Source organism: Microbacterium sp. WCS2018Hpa-9 (assembly GCF_031843745.1).
Taxonomy (GTDB): domain Bacteria; phylum Actinomycetota; class Actinomycetes; order Actinomycetales; family Microbacteriaceae; genus Microbacterium.
The window spans coordinates 14,918-31,839 of the sequence record NZ_JAVTIY010000008.1; the positions used below are offsets into that span (position 1 = coordinate 14,918).

The 16,922-nt window shown below is 64.9% G+C and carries 21 protein-coding genes; 12 read left to right on the forward strand and 9 right to left on the reverse strand.

Annotated features, from left to right (window positions below; all coding sequences use genetic code 11):
* The first annotated feature begins 111 nt into the window (after positions 1 to 111).
* The 6 genes from RQG82_RS15995 to RQG82_RS16020 are packed head-to-tail and all read left to right on the forward strand — an operon-like array spanning position 112 to position 3,255.
* On the forward strand, positions 112 to 1,149 hold the full coding sequence (locus tag RQG82_RS15995; protein ID WP_311245444.1) for an ATP-grasp domain-containing protein: 1,038 nt from the start codon (positions 112 to 114) through the stop codon (positions 1,147 to 1,149).
* 23 nt (positions 1,150 to 1,172) lie between these two features.
* Positions 1,173 to 1,343 (forward strand): hypothetical protein, encoded by a 171-nt coding sequence (locus tag RQG82_RS16000; protein ID WP_311245443.1) that lies wholly within the window; start codon positions 1,173 to 1,175, stop codon positions 1,341 to 1,343.
* A 31-nt stretch (positions 1,344 to 1,374) separates the two neighbouring features.
* Positions 1,375 to 1,797, forward strand: a complete 423-nt coding sequence (locus RQG82_RS16005) for a hypothetical protein (RefSeq protein ID WP_311245442.1) — start codon at positions 1,375 to 1,377, stop codon at positions 1,795 to 1,797.
* Complete coding sequence (locus tag RQG82_RS16010; protein WP_311245441.1) at positions 1,794 to 2,252, forward strand: hypothetical protein; 459 nt, start codon at positions 1,794 to 1,796, stop codon at positions 2,250 to 2,252. The genes RQG82_RS16005 and RQG82_RS16010 overlap by 4 nt, the downstream gene beginning before the upstream one ends.
* A complete protein-coding gene (locus RQG82_RS16015; RefSeq protein ID WP_311245440.1) occupies positions 2,249 to 2,698 on the forward strand; it encodes a hypothetical protein in 450 nt (149 codons plus the stop codon). Before RQG82_RS16010 ends, RQG82_RS16015 begins: the two co-directional genes overlap by 4 nt.
* Positions 2,695 to 3,255 (forward strand): SLOG family protein, encoded by a 561-nt coding sequence (locus RQG82_RS16020; protein ID WP_311245439.1) that lies wholly within the window; start codon positions 2,695 to 2,697, stop codon positions 3,253 to 3,255. Before RQG82_RS16015 ends, RQG82_RS16020 begins: the two co-directional genes overlap by 4 nt.
* Before the next feature lie 62 nt (positions 3,256 to 3,317).
* Here RQG82_RS16020 and RQG82_RS16025 read toward each other — a convergent pair whose 3' ends face one another.
* Both RQG82_RS16025 and RQG82_RS16030 read right to left on the reverse strand, forming a co-directional pair.
* Entirely contained in the window at positions 3,318 to 3,776 is a 459-nt protein-coding gene (locus RQG82_RS16025; RefSeq protein ID WP_311245438.1) for a hypothetical protein, read from the reverse strand.
* Between the two features lie 14 nt (positions 3,777 to 3,790).
* On the reverse strand, positions 3,791 to 4,096 hold the full coding sequence (locus tag RQG82_RS16030; RefSeq protein WP_311259980.1) for a hypothetical protein: 306 nt from the start codon (positions 4,094 to 4,096) through the stop codon (positions 3,791 to 3,793).
* Positions 4,097 to 4,241: 145 nt separating this feature from the next.
* On the opposite strand from RQG82_RS16030, the gene RQG82_RS16035 reads away from it, so the two are divergent.
* Complete coding sequence (locus RQG82_RS16035; RefSeq protein WP_311245436.1) at positions 4,242 to 4,739, forward strand: hypothetical protein; 498 nt, start codon at positions 4,242 to 4,244, stop codon at positions 4,737 to 4,739.
* Positions 4,740 to 4,742: 3 nt separating this feature from the next.
* Here RQG82_RS16035 and RQG82_RS16040 read toward each other — a convergent pair whose 3' ends face one another.
* Positions 4,743 to 5,510 carry a DUF4238 domain-containing protein gene (locus RQG82_RS16040; RefSeq protein WP_311245435.1) on the reverse strand — a complete coding sequence of 256 codons (768 nt, stop codon included), beginning with the start codon at positions 5,508 to 5,510 and terminating at the stop codon, positions 4,743 to 4,745.
* 208 nt (positions 5,511 to 5,718) lie between these two features.
* On the reverse strand, positions 5,719 to 6,291 hold the full coding sequence (locus RQG82_RS16045; RefSeq protein ID WP_311245434.1) for a hypothetical protein: 573 nt from the start codon (positions 6,289 to 6,291) through the stop codon (positions 5,719 to 5,721).
* A 154-nt stretch (positions 6,292 to 6,445) separates the two neighbouring features.
* On the opposite strand from RQG82_RS16045, the gene RQG82_RS16050 reads away from it, so the two are divergent.
* Genes RQG82_RS16050 through RQG82_RS16070 form a run of 5 tightly spaced genes read left to right on the forward strand, consistent with a single transcriptional unit; the run spans position 6,446 to position 9,314 of the window.
* Positions 6,446 to 7,150 carry a hypothetical protein gene (locus RQG82_RS16050; protein ID WP_311245433.1) on the forward strand — a complete coding sequence of 235 codons (705 nt, stop codon included), beginning with the start codon at positions 6,446 to 6,448 and terminating at the stop codon, positions 7,148 to 7,150.
* Entirely contained in the window at positions 7,138 to 7,479 is a 342-nt protein-coding gene (locus RQG82_RS16055) for a type II toxin-antitoxin system antitoxin SocA domain-containing protein (protein WP_311245432.1), read from the forward strand. The genes RQG82_RS16050 and RQG82_RS16055 overlap by 13 nt, the downstream gene beginning before the upstream one ends.
* A 16-nt stretch (positions 7,480 to 7,495) precedes the next feature.
* Positions 7,496 to 8,110 carry an oligoribonuclease gene (orn, locus tag RQG82_RS16060; protein ID WP_311245431.1) on the forward strand — a complete coding sequence of 205 codons (615 nt, stop codon included), beginning with the start codon at positions 7,496 to 7,498 and terminating at the stop codon, positions 8,108 to 8,110.
* On the forward strand, positions 8,107 to 8,754 hold the full coding sequence (locus RQG82_RS16065) for a thermonuclease family protein (protein WP_311245430.1): 648 nt from the start codon (positions 8,107 to 8,109) through the stop codon (positions 8,752 to 8,754). The genes orn and RQG82_RS16065 overlap by 4 nt, the downstream gene beginning before the upstream one ends.
* Positions 8,751 to 9,314: a hypothetical protein gene (locus RQG82_RS16070; RefSeq protein WP_311245429.1), complete on the forward strand. Its 564-nt coding sequence runs from the start codon at positions 8,751 to 8,753 to the stop codon at positions 9,312 to 9,314. Before RQG82_RS16065 ends, RQG82_RS16070 begins: the two co-directional genes overlap by 4 nt.
* Before the next feature lie 104 nt (positions 9,315 to 9,418).
* Here the strand turns inward: RQG82_RS16070 and RQG82_RS16075 are convergent, their stop codons facing one another.
* From RQG82_RS16075 to RQG82_RS16095, 5 genes are all read right to left on the reverse strand, one after another.
* Positions 9,419 to 10,021: a hypothetical protein gene (locus RQG82_RS16075; RefSeq protein WP_311245428.1), complete on the reverse strand. Its 603-nt coding sequence runs from the start codon at positions 10,019 to 10,021 to the stop codon at positions 9,419 to 9,421.
* Positions 10,018 to 13,782 carry a hypothetical protein gene (locus RQG82_RS16080; protein ID WP_311245427.1) on the reverse strand — a complete coding sequence of 1,255 codons (3,765 nt, stop codon included), beginning with the start codon at positions 13,780 to 13,782 and terminating at the stop codon, positions 10,018 to 10,020. The genes RQG82_RS16075 and RQG82_RS16080 overlap by 4 nt, the downstream gene beginning before the upstream one ends.
* Before the next feature lie 95 nt (positions 13,783 to 13,877).
* Positions 13,878 to 15,434, reverse strand: a complete 1,557-nt coding sequence (locus tag RQG82_RS16085) for a hypothetical protein (protein ID WP_311245426.1) — start codon at positions 15,432 to 15,434, stop codon at positions 13,878 to 13,880.
* Positions 15,431 to 16,174, reverse strand: coding sequence for a hypothetical protein (locus RQG82_RS16090; RefSeq protein WP_311245425.1), 744 nt, complete (start codon positions 16,172 to 16,174; stop codon positions 15,431 to 15,433). The genes RQG82_RS16085 and RQG82_RS16090 overlap by 4 nt, the downstream gene beginning before the upstream one ends.
* A gap of 166 nt (positions 16,175 to 16,340) precedes the next feature.
* The gene (locus tag RQG82_RS16095; protein ID WP_311245424.1) at positions 16,341 to 16,847 is read right to left on the reverse strand and encodes a hypothetical protein; all 507 of its coding nucleotides are present in this window, start codon (positions 16,845 to 16,847) and stop codon (positions 16,341 to 16,343) included.
* Positions 16,848 to 16,922: the final 75 nt, after the last annotated feature.

Consider the following 16,922-nt stretch of genomic DNA (forward strand, 5'->3'; position numbering starts at 1 on the left):
GTGGGGAGAACAGGGTCTTCGTACTCTGCACGGCACAGCCGTGTCGGGGGAGAGGGTGAGGCTCGCGCGATCCGCGCGGGAGACACGACGACTTCACGCAGGAGCAGACTCATGAACGCAGTGACCGCGCGCAACATCCAGCTCTTCTCCGGACGCCTGCGACCGAACCCCGGCATCCCGGAAGACTGGTCAGAGCTGAAGAAGGCTCGAGCTCGGGAGATCCACGCCGACGTCGAATCCGCATTCCCCGGCTTGCTCGGCGATGCTGACCCGTCTTCTGACGTGGAGGACCACTATGAGGACGCGAGTCGCATCTCGGCCGCCTATCGCGCGACTGGCGGCGACCTCGAGCTGAAGGAGCCTGGCACCGACAGCGCGCCGTGGACTGCGGCTGAGATGGCTCGGCGCCTCGGCAGCGTCACCATTCAGGAGCAGGGTGGACACCACGCCAGTGACCCCCTCGCCGGACACCCACTCGTGGTGGAGCACGGCGGTCGCGGAATCAAGGTCGGTGGTCTCAACGTCGCCTCGATCGAGGATGACGTGATCCACTGGCTCGCCAGCCGTCACCGTCACCACGGCGTCAAGACCGGGATCGTCAAGGCGATGGGGCACAAGAACGGTATCTGGGCGATCGAGCTCGACCGCGACCCGAACGTCATTCGCGAGCGGCTTCTGGAGACGATGGACTGGACGTTCATCCGCCTCGAGGGTGTGCAGGATGCCGTCATGGCGCAGGACGTCATTCCCATGGAGTTCGAGTACCGCCTCTTCATCGTCGACGGACAGGTCGTCTCCGGCGCCGGCTGCGTCGAGGAGTTCACGCCTCTCGATCGAGTGGAAGGACAGCCTTTCGACACTCGTGTCCGTCGTGTCCGAGGTCACCTGGGACAGTACGGACCCGGGGAGGTGGAAGACCGCCCCGACGTCGTCTCTCGTCTGCTCGACTTCGGCCGGACCGTCGCGAAGCAGTACGGAGGCACCGTCGTCATCGATGTCGCCATGAACGCGGCCACCGATTCTCCGGTGATCGTCGAAATGAACTCGATCCCCAACTCCGGGCTGTACGCGTCTGACCCGTGGCTCGTCACATCCGCCCTCGTCTGGGCTATGGATCGCGGGTACGTGGACCTTTGCCCCGCAGCCTGACCTCGAACCGAAGGAGTACGACCATGGCCCATTCCGATCGCGACCAGCGTGGTCGCCCCCGTTCCGGGAAGCACCCGAAGAACTGCGGCGCCCACGGTGGCTGCCCGAGCTGCGGGCAGGGCGAGTACAAGCCCATGCATCGACGCCTGGTGAGACACCAGCAGCGTGCCCGCATCGCAGAGCAGCTCGCATGAGCGTCACCGTCACCATCCAGGAGCGTGCATCATGACCACCGATAAGACTCCGGCGAAACTCTTCGTCGTCCAGGAGAACTTCGATCACGAGGGATGCCAGAACGTGGTGGCTTCGTTCGACGAGAGCGTCGCTGACAGCATCGCGAAGACGCTGAACGCCTTCGGAGCTCCCGGCGCCTACGCCGTCGAGACCGTCCCGATCGCTGCCGACCTCGACTCGATCAGGCGCACGCGTCTGTCGATCACTCAGCAGATCGGTCGAGATGGAGTACTCGGCGACCACTCCGAGCGTCGAGAGACGGTCTGGACGTTCGCACCGGACGTCCGCATCGTCGACGCGGAGGACAACTCCACGGACCACGCGGTGATCGTGTGGGGAATGGACCACGAGAAGGTCATGGACCTGTACCGAACCAAGCTCGCTGCCCGCCTGGAGCATGTGAGCACCCGATGACCGACAGCACCACGAAGGAGACCACCGTGCCCGACACCCTCACGTTCGCGGACGATCCCGAAACACTGCGGATCACCGATGTCGTCCAGCATGCTGCCGACGTCGCGTACCGCGCTCGCGCAGGAGCCGCTGAGCAGCGGTTCTACGAGCACTTCAGCATCGAACAGCTGTGGAAGAAGCGCGAGGCGGCAGGCTTCACCGCCCAGCGATGGGGCGAGCTGCTTCTGTCCACCCGCAACGCGGCCTCGCCCGAAGAGTTCCAGCGATTCGCCGACGTCCTGAACGTCTCACCTCGCTGGCTGGCGGTCGGCAGCGGCGGGATCTTCGAGGCGCCGGAAGGGTGGTCCCACTTCGGGAGCCACATCGACACCCCAGGGCGGCTCGTGTTCTCGAAGCTCCGCGACGACGGAGGCATGCCCGTATGGGAACGACTGAAGGAACAGGAGGCCGCGTGAGCGACGCAGAGCAGCTGAAGAGCTACAACCTCCTGGCCGACCCCGATGCGCTGCGACAGGCCGTCTCAGCGATCCAGGTGAACCTCCGAGAAGCCGGCGACGACGTGTCGCTGCATTGGGCATCGATCATCGAGCACACGCTCGCGCAGCCCGCCACGGACATCTCTCTGAAGAAGTGGATGCGGTCTCATCACGATGAGCCGATCGACACGATGAGGGCGCTCCTCGCCATTCACCGTTCCGACACCACCATCAGCGTGGAGCTGCGCGAGATCAGCGGCATGGGTCGACGCGTGGATGCCGAGCGGAAGAAGCGCTCGGTCTTCCTCGGAGAGACACGTCTCTGGTACGCCGGCTTCACGCCCGTCGTCACGACCGAGTATGAAGCGATCTGTGTCGCGCCGTATGGCGACGACCTCCTGAGCGTCTGGGTGTTCGATCGATGAGCGCCGTCACGATCCTGATGACAGGAAGCCGTGACTGGTCCGATGCTCAGGCATCCACGGATGCACTGAACGCTGGACTCGCCCTGATCGGCAACGGGCCGGCTCGACTTCGGCACGGAGCGGCTCGAGGTGCAGATACCCTCGTGGCGGCCGCGGCTGCGGAACTCGGATTCGACATCGAAGCAGTCCCCGCTCAGTGGAACGTCCACACCGAGAAGTGCCCTGAGTGGGATCGCCGGAACGCCACCTGCAAGCTCGCCGGTCATCGTCGGAACTCCGCCATGATCGCGGCGGGCGCTGATCTGTGTCTGGCCTTCCCCACGCACGGCATCCAGCTGGCGCCGGGGGAGGACCCGAAGAACACCTCTCGCGGCACCTGGGACTGTGCGACGAAGGCCAAGGAGGCAGGCATCCCGACACTCGTCGTGTGGGGTCGTCAGTTCTTCCCCTTCGGAGATCGAGGTGCTGAGCTACTGCAGCGCGACGCTGCACAGAAGCGGATCACTCTCGGTCCTGCAGGATCGATGATGATGACGGACGCGTGGCTGCCATTCTGAGGTCAGCATCCGCAACGAAGAAGAGACCCCCACTGCCTCGCGGCGGTGGGGGTCTCTTCTTCTCAGTGCCTGAGGGAGTCTGCTGCGGCGCGGAGGGCGGCAGCAGAGACGGAAGGCTGAAGCGCGCTCGGCTTCCATCCGGTCGCCTCCTGCAGGAACCCGCCCTTGGTCGTCTCCGTTTCACGCCACACGCCATCGGCAACCGGAAGGGTCAGCCAGTTGATCGGCTCGCCTGTGTCCGCGTCGACTGGGTCAGACCACTCGTCGAGGAACGTGTGGTCACGCATAAGCGGGTGATTCTGGAACGGTGCCGGCTCACCAGCCTCGGCGACCTGCCAGAAGATGGGCAGGAGAGCATCGGCCTGGCCGTACTTGCGCATCCACTCGTCGAACAGTTCATGAGCCGTGCGATCGAATGCGTCGTACTGGTCGCTCATCGAGACCCCGTCGAGATACCAGGCGAGAGTCAGCGAAGTCGTCCTGGTGACGCCGTACGGGCTCGTGTAGGTCCAGTTCTGCATCGTCTTCTCCTGTCTCAGAGGTTCGAGTCGAACATCACGCCGCGGCGCATGTTGTCGAGTGGGATGTTCCACTCCGGTCGCACGGGGACGGGTCCGCCCAACGCGAAGCCGATCCGAGGTCGAGGACCACCGTTGGTCTGGTAGGTCTCATCGGTTGCGTAGGCGTCGAGTACAGGCCACGCCATCAGCGGCTGTCCCGCGTAGACAGCGACCAGATGGTCCATTCGCTGCCCGGTTGCGAGGGTGATCGGCCATGCTCGATGAGCCACGGTGGCGAGCTGATCAGCCGTCATGCCGTCCTCGTCATAGGACTGGTTCACGGACACGAAGATAACGCTCATCATCATTCCATTCCGTCCGCCTAGATGCGGACGCGTCGTGGGTTCTCGCCTAGTGCGTGAGCCCGATGGGTTGAGAGTACACCATCTGGTGTTTCCGTCCAGCAACCCCCGCTAGAGTCTGGCCATGGGGTATGAAACTGGGGACGTGGGCGGGAGCCTACGCCGATGGGCCGAAAGCGGCGGTGACCACCAGGTCGCGGCCGCCGTCGAGCTCGTGATCCGATACAGACTTGCCGATCCGGTGTACCCGTGGATTCACCGCGGCGTTCCTGGATCGCGTTGGGTAGACGACTCTGTCGACTTCCGCACGCTGGCGACCGTTGCACGGCAGACGCCGGGGGAGGACGGGCTGGTGATGCGCCTCGCTGCTGACCTGGGACTGGGCGTCGAGATCCCGCCGGCGGCTCTGGGGCAGGTCGACGACGACAGGCGCGCCTACCTGCTCGCGGCGATCGCCCAGCTCCCTGCGGGGGAGTGGCCGCCCGAACGGCAGGCGCCCCCGGCGATACCGAGCGACGTCATCCTCGAGGTCATCGCGCGCGAGCGACGGGGTCTGGACCGGCTGCTGCGTGACATCGATCTCGATCGACTCCAAGACACGGAGACCGACGGCCAAACCTGACCCTCATTTCGCTCTGGGGGAGCGCTGCGGCTTGAGCTTCTTCATCGCTTCGATGGGGAGCGTTCCTCGCTGACCAACGATCCAGCGACGACAGTTGTTGACGATCGAGCGATTCACGTCGACGTCCACCGGGATGCCTTCGCCGATCACGAGGATCTCCGTCGGGGACAGTGGGAACGTGATCGTGGATAGATCGTGGTCAGCATCCGGGCGCCACAACAACACCGCCCCGTCGCCCGTGTAGAGGCCGCTGGTCGAGAAGACCTGCCACGTCCACGTCTCGAGCCCGAGATCGGTCAGCCGCAGCGTATCGGTGTGGTCGTGGGCGAGGGAGAGGAGGTCGCCGTAGTTCAACTCCTTGTCCTGGACGGTGCCGTCATCCATCAGAAGCCTCGCTGGTTGGCGGGCGCCGACGCGATCGGCATATCGACCGCGATGAAGGTGCATGTCGAGGAACTCGATCATCGATTGCGTCTCGTCCCGCGTCAGACCGTGTCCTGTGCGGAGCCTCGTGATGGCAGAGACCCCTCTGGTTTCGAGGTCCGCGAATTGACCCTCGAGATCGTGGGTCATGACCAACGGGTCATAGACGTAGCTCACGACCGTGGCGTTCTCGATCGACGACGGATACCCGCGCCCCTCATGTACGTCGAGGACGTCCACGACGTTCCGATCGTCGGCCCACGCGGCCATGTAGCCCCTGGTGACCATGTGGCCGCGACGTGTACCCGATGCGGATGCGCGTCTGAAGCTGGCGCCCGGGGAGCTCATGACAGCAACCTAGCGCGTGATCGCGAAACGCTTGCGACAGCCGAAAACTTCGCCACGATGGGGGATTACCTAAAGCCCAGATCAGGTGGCAAAAAGCGCTGAAACTGTCATAATCGTTGTTATCAGCTAAAACCCCAGGTCAGAGTGGCTTTCCTAGAGTGTTGATGGGAGCACTCTACAGAGTCACTGTGAACCGGGCAAGAGCGAGTCAGAGGCAGGTCGTGACGTCGACCTGGACCGCGTCGCTGAACTCGGTCACCAGTGACTGCTTCGCGTCGAGATCCGTCAGCCCGGCCGGGTCGTTCATCATCGCGGCGTAGTCCTGAAAGATCTTCTGGTTCGGGCTGTCCACAGCAGCCAGGTCGTTCAGGGCCGCGAGCAGCTCGGGGGTCGTCTCGAGGATGGCATCGTCATCCGAGCCGGCCGCCATGTACGCGTCGATTGCCGTGCAGAGTTCTCCACTGACGATGTGGCCCGGGATCGCCCCGCCGCCTTCCGCGATCGCCGCCTCAGCTGCAGCGACTTCTTCGGGGCTGAGGCTGAGCTCCGGTGCCGGCGTCTGAGCGTTCGATCCGCCGGACAGTGAGTTGATGATGACGATGCCCGCGATCACCAGGATCGGCAAACCAAGCGCGACAGCGGCGATCGTACGGATTCGAAGTCCCGAACCCACCCGCCGGCTCGTTGCGTCGGCAGAGGTGTCGGTCCGCTCTTTCAGGTCAGTGGACCCGCTCTCTCGCTTCGGCAAGCCACCGAAGATCGACGTCTCTTCCTGATCCATCGTGCAGTCTCCTGATCTGTGCGGTACCTGTCCAGGCTACCTGAAACTCCTCGCCGACGAGGTATGATTTCCCTCATAAATGAGGAGAAAATGAGGCAGCCGGAGGCCGCCCGGGGGAACGTTGAGACACCATTCCCCACCTGAAGGGCACACCATGAGCAACGACACCGATCGATCCTCCGCTGCTGTCACCGCATCGACGGGGCCAGACCGCTCCGTACCCCAGTTCCTCATCGACATCGCGCTTCGCGCACTGCGTCGCGGATCCGAGAAGGTCTTCCTGGGCCACGAGAGCATGGGCTACGACTCTGGGTTCAGGGCTCCCATCGGCTGGATCATGTGGGTGCGGACGCCCGGCGCCAGCGATGGCCACTCCGAACTGATCACCCACCAGGTCGACTGCGCCTTCTCTGAGGATGAACTCCCCGAGTGGTTGCGCTCCGGCGCCGAGTCGGATGCGGCTGAGCCGGCCCTGGTCGCATCTCTCCTCGAGCTGTTCGAGGTATCCGTGAAGAACGGATGGGATGTCCGTTACGAGCGGTTCCCCGACGAGCACCAGATCTTCCTCGACTTCCTCGGCGACCGCCCCGACACCCTCGGAATGCGTCACACCCTCGACGCCAGTGCGTCGAACTGGGGCTACGACCAGGCAGCCAGCGACCGAGGCGAAAGGGTCTCCGACAACGTGCACGTCTCCCTTCGGGAGATCGACCGTACCAGCGCCAACGTCTTCTCTGACGACGGCGGCACCCACCGACAGGTCGACCTCGCTCACGCCGAAGCGCTGCTGCGCGCACAGGCGCCGTATTTCCAGAGGGTCGGCTACTTCGATGAGGAGACCGACACGTGGGTGCGGTGACGGAGCCCGCAACGTCAGCGGTCGCAGATACCGTCGATGCGGCGCCGTCAGGATCCATTTACGACTGCGCGGCGTACATCCTGCAGCGCTTCGAGACCCCGGTCTCGACGATGAAGCTGCAGAAGCTGCTCTACCTCGCCCAGGGGTGGAGTCTCGCCATCACCGGTCGGCCACTCTTCGACGCGGAGTTCGAAGCGTGGCCGTCCGGTCCCGTCAACCGAGAGATCTTCGAGCTCCTGAAGGGCGAGTACACCGTTGACCCGGAGAGTTTCGCCGCCAAGCTGCAGCTCCTGGCTGCATCACAATCCACCATGGCGCCCAACGCCTGACAGAGAGAACATCACCATGGAAAAGATCCCCACCGGTATTGATCTGGAGATGACCGGCCTTGATCCGAAAGTCGATTGCATCCTGGAGTTCGCCCAGGTGCTCCTCACGCGCGACCTCGAACCGATCGATGACTTCGGCAGCCGCGTCCTGCACGCCTCCGAAGAGCAGTTGGCCGTGATGAGCGACTACGTCAGAGAGATGCACACCCAGACGGGGCTGCTCGACGAGGTCCGCGCGTCCACTCTCACCGTCGAGGCGCTCGAGGATGAGGTAATCGAGTTCCTGGCCGGCCACGGACATGTCCAACATGACGACCCGCGCGATCGCACGGTAATCACGCTCGGTGCGAGCCTGCGCGCAGACATGGCCTTCATCGACGAGTACATGCCTCGCCTGGCCAAGGTGGTGCACTACCGAATCGTCGACGTCTCGGGCTTCCGGGAAACCCTCGAGATGATCCTCCCTGGATTCAAGGCGCCGCAGCCGTTTCAGGTCGCGGCGGAAGACGGCTACGCCGTGCATAGGGCCGCCAGCGACATCCGGTGGTCCATCGCTGAACTCCGCGAGATCCGCGACGTCCTCCGTCCGCTCTGGGACCAGTCCCTGCACAACGAGGGAGCCGCAGCGTGAGTATCGCCCGATCCATCCGCCGCCGCCTCATCCGCGGCGCGATCGCCCTCGTCGGGGCCGCCGCGGGTGGCCTTCTCCTGTTCACCATGGTCACGACGGGCTTTGACAATCTCCTCGGCTCGATCAGGGAGACCTTCGAGGAGAATCACCCCTCCACCGCTGAGCCGATGGCGGAAGTACCAGCGCAGCTCATTCGAGTCGTCGACGGCGACACCATCGCCGTCGTCCCGAATGACCAGCTGCCGGCCACCAACGACGCCGGGACAGAGCACGTCGTCCGGCTCCTCGGCATCGACGCCCCAGAGATGAACAAGATGAGCGCGGATCCCGCCGAGTGCGGGGCGCAGGAGGCCACCGATCATCTGGTTGCGATCCTCGGTGACGGCGCACAGCTGTCACTGACCTTCGACGGCGTAAGCGATCACTCCGACCGCTATGGTCGATCCCTCGCCTACGTGGAGACCCTCGGGGGTGCACAGGTGGTGGATGCGGGTGCCGCGATGATCCGCGACGGTTTCGCTGAGGCGTGGTATCCGAAGTCGGAACCGGCGCCGGAGCGGTTCGATGCGTATGCCGCGCTGCAGATCGAGGCGGCATCAGCCGGCGTCGGCTCGCACGCGACCTGTGCCACGATCGGACGGTGAGCATGACAACACTGTCAACCGACGACCTAAAGGTCATCAGCTGGACGATGGAGTCGGAGGGGCCGCGGGTAGAGGTACACCCAGGCGTATCCGTACCCACCCGCGTCCGCGCATCTGGCCCGTGTGGGAACATTCCCATCCTCCGCTCAGCGAAAGCAGAAGGTATCGATGACGTCGACCTCTCGATCACAGCCGTGTTCGACCCAACGCTCGCGCAATACCGGCTCGCCTCTCTCGCCGTCGAGGCGATCGACGGGCGGGAGGTGAATGGCCAGATCCTCCGCGGTATCCCTCCCTACGGGATCATGCGGTGGCTGTTGCCAAGAGCTTTCCACGTTGAACCCGGTAGCTACACGGAGGCGATACGTCGATACGCGCTCGGCTTCGAGGGCCTCACTCCCATACTGGCGCCCGATCTGAGTGACGTGGCGACGGTGTACAGACTCGCCTCCGTTGTCCGAGACCCGCCCTCGAAGGCCGTGGCCCAAATGTTCGGGTTTCAGCCCCGCACCGCAACCAACTGGATCAAGAGGGCGAGAGAGTCTGGATACGCCCTTTGAGTCGACCATGAGCGGATCCCAAGACATGGCCGGCTGATGGTCACCAACGAAAGAACCCCCGCGCTCTTCGGAGCTGCGGGGGTTCTGTCTTTCGAACCTGGACGTCAGTCAGGGAGTACTGCCGTGGCCAGAAGCTGCGCCTCGCCGTCGGTGGTGCGCACGGCGGCGAAGGCGACCTTTGTGCTCGTCGCTTCCGCGATGATCGCGCGCATCCCGTCGGGCGCTGTGTCCTCGAGCGAGCCGTAAACGAGCACCTTGCTGTCCGACCCTGCAGGACCTGCGAGCACAGCCGTGGGGCGATCGCAGATGTCGATCACCTGGTACGCACCGGATGCCGCGAGCTCGGCGATGTTCGCCTTCGCCCACTCGGTCAGACACTCGTCATCGGTGGCGACTTCGAGCATGGTGGCGGAGTCGTCCTGCACCCTGCTGCGCGCGTCGATCACGTCACCACCGAAGCCGCTGACCAGGTCGTCGGAGATGACTTCGACCGCCGTCAGGTCCGCATCCTCCGGAGCTGCGACCACTGGCTCGTTCGCTGCGACCTGTTGCGGCTGGGGAGTGATCTCCACGGACTGTGGATCCACCCGCTCAGGACCGAGCACGTTCGCGAGGACGATCCCGCCGACCAGGGCGGCCGTCGCGATGACGGCCGCCCCGATCAGAATCGGACGCCGGCGGGAGGTCGTTCCCTCTCCCCCGCTCACGGCTGACGCACCTGGACGATGACGTTGTTGCCCGGATCGCTCTGCGGGCTGGTGCGCCACGGAGTCGAGCAGCTGTACTTCGCGTTGTGGTAGGTCACGTTGCGAACCAGCGGCGGGGTCAGGTGCCAGTTGTCCTGCCACCCGAACGCGTGGTTGTAAGTCATCGGGTTCCAGTCAGTCGAGCTGAAGTTCGACCACCCGACGACGGACCCAGCCGAGCAGTACGTCTTGTAGTCGATCGTCATGGACGGGCAACCACCGGCGAAGCACGTGCTGTACGTCCAGTTCGTACCGCGCACCCAGTCACGGTAGTTGTACGCGTCCCAGACGGGCTTGGCGGGCTTCACCATCGGCATCACGAAGGTCGGGGACTGCACCTTCTGCGTGGTGCTCTCGAAACCGGTGACATCCGACAGGCACTTCGAGTCCACGCCCATGGCGTAGGCGTACCCGTTCAGAGCGTAGGAGGCCTTCCAGGCGTAGCTGGTCGGTTCCGTCGCCCACGCGGAGCTCGCCCGAACCGTGTTCGAGAACGTGCCATTCGACTGACCCGTGCGGTTCTCGTGCTGCTGTCCCTTCAGGGTTGTACCTGCGGGGCAGCTCCAGTCGTAGCTCCACTTCAAGGTCCCAGTGTTGCCGGTGCCCTGAGTCCACGCGATGCTCTGCGCCTTCGGCACGCGCGGCCAGTCGGCCACGTACGTCTTCTTGTCGCTGGTTGCGGTCTTCCCGTTCACGGTCGCAGTAATGCTGTACGTGTGGGTGTTGCCGTAACTCGTTCCCGGTGTGTACGACAGGATCCGCGTCAGGGTGCTCAGAGCGGTTGTGTTCTCGTTCTCTCGTCCGGACTGAGCGGACTTGTTCGTGTCGAAGGACGTGGGCAGGCTGCTCACCGCCGTCCAGTCCAGCTGGTGGCGGTCGGCGGTGAAGGACATCCCCACCTCGAGGACAGGCTTCGGAACCGGCTGGTTGTAGCTGTTCGCCGAGGCGGCAGTACCGGAGACTCCGGCCTCACATGTCGCGACCGTGCGGAACGTTCCGGAGGCACCGTTGGCGATCCCCGCGATGTTGAACGAGCCGCCCGAAGCGGGAACGGTCGCGGCCGGGGTCGTGGCCGTTCGCGAAGGCTGGTTCGTCGGGCTCGTGCCGGTCCACGTGGTCGTCACAATGCTCGGTCCGCCGTTCCAGCACCGTGCACCGGTGTACGACACGAGCGCGCCTTCGCGAGCTCCCGAGTACGCGGTTCCGGACACCGTCGAGCGCGCCACTGTCACCTTGGGGGTTTCGGGCATGTAGAACGCGACCTGCGGGGAAGCCGGCGAGTTCGCCGAGACGGCGCCGCTCTCGTTGGCCACGCAGCGAGCGATCACGGTGTAGACCGTACGTCCGTATCCAGGCGTCGTCACCGTCGCCTTACGAGACGTCGACCACTCGCTCCAAGCCGACCAGCTCACGGTGGTAACCGTGCCCGTCTGCTGGTAGTGGCGCTCAGAGTACTCCGCAGTCGTGTACGCGGGGCACGTGACCGCAGTCCAGGTTGCGCCTCCCGTCGTGGGGGTGACGGTCGGAGTTCCCGGCGCCGCAAGAGGCGTCGTGATGTTGGTGCTTCCCGGCTGGGAACGAACCGAGTTCACGATCGCCACGACGTCGTACGTCGTCTTCTGACCGATGCCCAGCCCCTTGGTGTTGTACGTCAGGGTGAGCTTGTCGGTCGTGCCGGCGAGGTTGGCTGCGGTCTGAGCGACCTTGGTGACGGATCCGAAGTCGCGGTAGACCTCGAACGTCGTCGGAAGGCTCGACACCTTCGTCCACGACACCACGTGCGCTCCGACGGTGGCGTGGAGAGTCGCGCTGACGGTCGGGGCGGGCACAGGCTGCTTGTACTGCACAGCCGAGCTGATCGATCCGGACACTCCTGCGGTGCAGGTGACGGTCGTCGTGACATTACCCGTCGCGCCGTTTGCGATGCCAGCCATGTTGAGCTGTCCACCAGAGGCCGGAACTGGCGCGGCCGCCGCCGATGCCGTGACATCCGCCTGGTTGCTGGGAGACGTGCCGCTCCAGCTGGTCGAGACCTTGCTCGAGGTGCCGTTCCAGCAACGTGCGCCGGTGTACGAGACGAGAGCGCCCTCGCGGGCTCCCGAGAACGCGGTCCCGGAGGTAGTCGACCGCGTCACCGTCACCTTGGGGGTCTCGGGCATGTAGAACGACCGAACCGCCGATGCAGGCGAGTTCGGCGAGATCGCGCCGCTGGCGGTCGCCGCGCAACGGGCGACCACGCTGTAGACGGTGCGTCCGTACTCCGGCGTCTTCAGCGTCACCTTCGTCGACGTCGACCAGGCCGTGTAAGCCGACCAGGTCACGGTCGTGTCCGTACCGGTCTGCTGGTAGTGGCGCTCGGCATACTGAGCCGTCGTGTACGCAGGGCACTCGACAGCAGTCCACGTCGCACCCGCCTGGGAGGTGGTCACGACAGGTGCTGAGGGTGCCTCAAGAGGCGTCGTGATGGTGGTGCTACCAGGCTCCGAACGAACCGTGTCGACGGTCGCGACGACGACGTAGGTCGTCTCTCGACCGATGCCGAGGCCCTTGGTGTCCGAGAGGTAGACGAGCTTGTCCGTGGTCGTGGCCAGCTTGTCCGCGCTCTGGGGCAGCTCGCTGAGCTTTCCGTAGTCGCGGAAGACCTCGAACGAGGTCGGAAGGCTGGAGACCTTCGTCCACGAGACATCGTGAGCGCCGTACGTCGAGGCGTTCAGCTTCGCCGTGACCTGGGGTGCGGGGACCGCCTGCGTGTACACGAGGGCGTCCTTGACGACCGCCCCGTCCTTGACGCAAGACGCTGCGACCTCGACGGCGCCGGTGGAGCCGTTCGGAACAGATCCGAGGTGCACCGTCGTTGCGGCCTCCGTGAGCTCCGCAGCGTAAATCGTGTTCACACGGGGTGCGGAGCCCGGGCTCTGACGCTCGTACGAGACATCGACCGTGGTCGGACCGGACTCGCAGACACCGCCGGTGAACGTCACAGCCGCACCCTCACGTGCGCCGGAGTAGACCGTTCCCGTGGTGGTCGATCGCTCGATGCTCGCGATGATGATCGGCCCCGGGACGTTGTCGTCGGGGTTCGGGACGTAGCGAACCTCGTCGGGGGTCGGTGTGAGGTTCAGCACGTTCGTGTACCCGGTGGCCACGGCCTCCTTGGTAGCCGCCGAGTTGTCCTTGTCGAGAGCCTTCAGCGTCAGCGTGACCTTGTACGGGCGCACATCGTCGAAGTCGCTCTGCTTCACGTCAGCGGGCTTGGCAGCCGTCGCGAGGGTCGGGGCAGCCGATGCGTTGAAGGTGATCGTGCGACCCCCGCGGTTCGTGTACTCGAACAGCGGCGCAGCGATGTCGGACAGCAGCGTCATGCCAGCAGTGGTCGACCCCGCCGCAGGCAGCGGAGTCGTGACCGAGCACTCCCCCGCGACCGTCGTGCGGTCAACAACGAGGGTCTTCTTGCCGTCGCTGGTTCCCGACTGCCACGCCTCGATCTCGCACTTGTCACCGGCGACGTTGCGGAGGAGACCGACGCGATCGGTCTCGAGCCCCACGACGATGTCCGACGAGTGCACCGCCTTCTCGAAAGCAACGTTGGCGTTCTGGTATCCGGCTGATGCGTCGGCGGTGGCCGTGGTCACCGCGAGGAACGCGACTCCTGCTGCGACCACTCCGCCGACGATGGTGATGATCACCGCTTTCAGCCCGATGCCCGCGAGTGCTTCGGGCATGCTGGCGCTGATGCCGCTCTTGTCTCGCAGGACCCCGCGAAGGTTACGTCTTTCCAGGCGCATTTTGGCCCCCTCTCTTCCTTCGATCATAGTCGTTATTTCCACGTATACGAGGAAAAACCGTCAGGTAGCGGCATGCGCGTGGGGGTGTTCGCTGACCCCTTCGCCGTCGACGGCCAGAGGCCGACAGTCGTGTTGCCGAACCCGTAAAGATGCTTCATGGCATCCAGCAGAGCCACCGCGGTGGAGCTGGAATCTGCAGCGATGGCGTGGAAGCTGTTCGACGCGAGCAGGGGTGCCAGCGTGTTGACGACCGGGAGCGCGTCACCGGTCACGCCGGCCGCGGCCGCGTTGCCCGAGTACCAGAGCTTGCCGTTCGCATCGAGTGCGATCAGGCTCGACTTGCCCATCACGACCGACACGAACTTCTTCGTGGGCACAGGCGAGGTCGGAACGAACTGCGTGAGCGTCGTCTTCTGCGCGAGCTCGCCCGCGGGCCCCTTGCCCCAGGTGTAGAGCTTCCCGTCGGAGGTCAGACCCGCTGCGGCCGTCGGACCGACCGAAACCGAGACGAACACCTCAGGCTGCGTGGGTGCCTGCAGCGTGTAGGAGACCCCGTACATGGCGACGGTTCCTGCCGAGCTGACGAGCGCGACGGCGCCGCTCGAAGCGCTGGCAGAGACAGCCTTGTACTTGGTGCCCTTGTTGACGATGCCGTCGGCATTCGGGGTCGGCAGTCCCGCGATCGCGGCACCCTGGACCCACAGCTCGCCCGTGCTCGTGATGGCCAAGGTCGTTGCCTTGGCGGTGGTGATCGAAACCACTCGGACGGGGAGCTTCGTCGGCTCCATGATCACGGAGCCTCCCGCGCCGAGCTGCTTCTGGTCGTTCTTCCCCCACACCCATGCGAACCCGTCCGAGTCGATGGCGAACCCGCGGTCGGCGACGGTCGTCACCGAGCGGAACTTCGTCTTTCCGACTTCGATACGGGTGGGCGCGACGGGGTCTGCAGACGCCTTTCCGACGCCGGCCTGACCGGTCTTGTTCGGGCCCCAGACCCAGAGGCCGCCCGCGCTGTCGACGCCGGCGCGGTCTGCGATCGCCGCCCAACTGAGGGTCTCCTGGTTGAGCTCCTCGGCGGTCAGCACCGATGGCTCGCCGGACGCGACGCCCCAGGTGCGGTATCGCAGACCCTCTTCAGGTGCGATTCCCCAGATGTTGTTCCCGTCGGCGTCGATACCGGTGACGTGGCTGACTTCGACGGAGTCGAGAACGACGTCCTTCGTCACGCTCTCGCCGAGCGGCGCCAGCGTGTCACCCTGGATGCGCAGGGTCATCGTCTTGCCTTCGCCGCCGGGCGTCACCTGGAGGATCTGCGTGCACACCTCTGTGGCCGTCGAGCATTCGCGTGCGAGAGACGGCACCTCCGGGTTGACCAGGTCGCTGTTCATCGCGGAGGCGTACACCTCTGCCCTGTTCGTGATCTCCTGCGAGACGGTGGTGACCAGCTCGGCCTTCTTCGAGTGGATCGCGTAGTTCCCGACGAGCACGCCGACGGTCACGATCAGCCCGAGGCCGAGCGTGAGGGCGCCGAGTGCGTCTACGACTCCGCCCTTCTTCTCTGCGAGGATCTTGCGGATGGCCAGGATCATGACGTGCTCCCTGCGCGGTAGATGAAGACGGTCTTGACGATCGCCGAGCCCTGAGAGACCGTGACGAGGATCGGATCTTCCGACGGGGCGACGAACGTGCCGAAGTAGTTGCTGGCCGTGGCTACGAGGGGGAACACGGACAGCGTCTTGGGGCCCTGCGTAATGCGGATCTCCCCAACGGATCCGGTCATGTGTGCATCGATCAGGTATCGCCACACGACATCCTGCGGACCGGTCGCCTGCGCGAAGGTGGTGCCCTGCGGGATCGGAGTCTCCGTGCTGACGCGCTCATCGACCGTCCCGACCGGAGCCTGCGCGGTGCTCGGGTCCTTGCGGATGAGCGGCTCGGGCTGCAGCGACTCGAGATCGTCGGCGTGTGTACGCGTCGCGTAGAGGCATCCCTTCTTGGCAATGTCCATGGGGCTGGAGCACTCGACCGCGTCAGTTGCCGAGCTGATGGGCGACACCGCGGTGAGGGTGGTACTCGTGGGGGTGTCTTCACGCCACGTGGTCACCTCGACCTCATGGCCATTCGGCAGAGTCTTCGTCTCCGTGTGAGGACTCTCAGGTGTCCCCCATGTCGCCATTGCTGGCTGGTCTCCGACGAGGGAGACGATGTACGCGTGGCGCTCGGCCTTCGTCGCCACCCCGGCGATCGCCGACGTGTTCGTCACCATCGCCGCAGAGAGGGAAGCTACGGCGATGAGTGCCAACGCCACGCCGGCCAGGGAATCGGCCATGTTCCCCTTCTTGTCCTGGAGGACGTCGAGAACTGCGCGTCCCTTCGAAAGTCCGTGAAGCACCGTGACCCCTTAGTGATCGATCCGTGTCGTCTGCAGATACTGAAAGACGCGCCAGGGCCGCCTGATGAGAGATCTCAAAAGGCGGCCCTGTCGCGTCACGGTCCTACTTCTGCGGCGCAGGGCACAGCACGCCGCCGTCGGAGGGCGGGGTGTCCGGGATGACCTTGCCGCTCTTTGCGGTCATCCAGTAGGACGGTGCGAACATCGACGCCGAGGTCGAGACCGCACAGTAGTTCGTCAGGTCGTCGGACAGGACGATGGCGACCTTGTCGGGCAGGGTCGTCAGGGCTGCAGCCGAGGTGTCGGTCGCCGTGGTCAGCTGCTCGAGCGTGCCGAACGAGCCGTGCGTCGACTGGTAGAGGACCTGAGCCGACTTGATCGACTCGAGTTCGGTCTGGGCCGACGAGTTCTGTCCGAACGTGATGGCGGCTCCAACGCCGACCGTGGCGAGGGCGAGGACGGCGACGCTGATGCCGACGGCACCAAGCACCTCCGAAAGGCTCGCGGACAGGCCCCGCTTGTTGGAGACGGCGGCTCGGGTGCGGCTGAGGAAGCCGACCGGAGCCTCGGAGAAGTCCTCGATCATCAGATCCGTGGGTGCGGTGCTCATTCCACTCCTTCTAGGTGAGTGCTCGGTGCGTGGAGTGACTCGGGGCCCCGAGTCGGAGGTCTCTCTCGCTGAGCG